Annotated in this window: 1 protein-coding gene; it reads left to right on the forward strand. The window is 59.2% G+C overall.

Translation table 11 applies throughout. The features are described from left to right. Nucleotides 1–433: 433 nt before the first annotated feature. A complete protein-coding gene (gene ltrA, locus XI08_RS10035; protein ID WP_271574291.1) occupies nt 434–1,750 on the forward strand; it encodes a group II intron reverse transcriptase/maturase in 1,317 nt (438 codons plus the stop codon). The last annotated feature ends 35 nt before the right edge of the window (nt 1,751–1,785 follow it).

A 1,785-nucleotide genomic window follows, 5' to 3' on the forward strand; every position in this document is an offset into this window, starting at 1 on the left:
TTGATCTGGTAGCTGACGAGCGGTTTGGACGAGCAATCGGACGGATCGAAGCCTCGTGACAAAGGTCGCTTTAGGCGGCCGAGCAATCCAGCGGGCCGTAACGTGAGTGAAGCCTGAGCACGCCTCGAAAGTTACGATGTGAATGCCGATCCGATCGTATGGCGGGGAAGGCCGTGCGGACAGGGAAGCAATCGACGCACGCACCTGTCTGGTTCACCGGGGTAATGGGCACGGCACGTTGGAAAGGTAGTACGGGTAATCGGGGGAGACCCGTCTTGGTCGAAGGTCGCGCCTTCAGCATTGAGTAGTCGATGGACCGGACGGGAGTCGGACAGGGTCAAAGGTACCGATGAAACCGGGTAATTCCGGCGGAGGAAAGGACCCTGACTTCAGGTGCGCTTTTGAAGATGGCGAGGGAAAGGGTAGATTGGCGATGAGCCTTGAAACGCCCGATAAGATCAGGAGCCTTCAGAGAAAGCTTTATTGCAAAGCGAAGGCGGAGCCTGCCTTCCGCTTCTATGTGCTGTACGACAAGATCTGCCGCGAGGACATTCTGAGCCATGCCTACAAGCTGGCCCGCGCCAACGCGGGTGCGCCGGGAGTGGACGAAATAACTTTCGAACAGATCGACGCGTCGGGACTCGAAGCATGGTTGGCTGGCCTGCGCGATGAACTCGTCACGAAGACCTATCGGCCCGATCCGGTGCGGCGGGTGATGATCCCGAAGCCCGGCGGCGGCGAACGTCCGCTCGGTATCCCAACAATCCGGGACCGGGTCGTCCAAGCTGCTGCAAAGATCGTGCTGGAACCGATCTTCGAGGCGGATTTTGAGGACGGAGCTTATGGATATCGCCCGCGCCGCAGCGCGGTCGATGCCGTCAAGGAAGTGCACCGGCTTATGTGCCGGGGCTACACAGATGTTGTTGACGCCGATTTGTCGAAATACTTCGACACGATACCGCACTCGGACCTCCTCAAATCGGTGGCCCGACGCATCGTCGACCGGAATGTGCTGCGGCTGATTAAGTTATGGCTGCGAGTACCGGTCGAGGAGCGGGATAGCAACGGGAAACGGCGCATGAGCGGCGGTAAGAGCAACAAGTGTGGCACGCCACAGGGCGGTGTCATCAGTCCGCTGCTCTCCGTCATCTACATGAACCGGTTCCTGAAGCATTGGCGTCTCAGCGGTCGGCGTGAAGCATTCCATGGCCAGATTATCTCCTATGCCGACGACTTCGTCATTCTCAGCCGCGGCCACGCGGAAGACGCATTGACGTGGACGAAAGCGGTGATGACCAAGCTTGGGCTGACACTCAACGAGACTAAAACCTCGGTGAAGAATGCCCGATTGGAAAGCTTTGACTTCCTTGGGTACACGCTCGGACCCCGCCACTTCCGCAATGGGGGGCGGTGGTATCTTGGCGCGGCTCCGTCGAAGAAAAGCGTGCTGCGGATCAAGAGGAAGGTCAGCGAACTGCTGACGCCGGGCAACAAGGGCGCTTGGCCCGAAGTACAAGCACGACTGAACCGCCTTCTGCGCGGCTGGTCCGCTTACTTCAGCTATGGCTCGCTTGCTACGGCTCATCAGGCCGTTGATCGACACGTCTTTGACCGCGTGCTCGCCTTTCTGCGCAGACGACATAAGACGCCAGGACGTGGCGTCAGACGGTTCTCTGATCAGATCTATGGGAACCCTGGCGTACTTGTGCTGAACCGCGTGCGCAAAGTGTCGCCGACGTGCGCCTTGTGACGAAACCTGTCGGAAAGCCGGATGCGGGAAAACCG

Origin of the sequence: Bradyrhizobium sp. CCBAU 11361 (assembly GCF_028128935.1) — a bacterium.
Taxonomy (GTDB): Bacteria; Pseudomonadota; Alphaproteobacteria; order Rhizobiales; family Xanthobacteraceae; genus Bradyrhizobium; species Bradyrhizobium niftali.

What these genes read in the sequence shown, in the direction of transcription:
- ltrA (WP_271574291.1), top strand. Translation starts at nt 434, where the DNA reads ATGAGCCTTGAAACGCCCGATAAGATCAGGAGCCTTCAGAGAAAGCTT.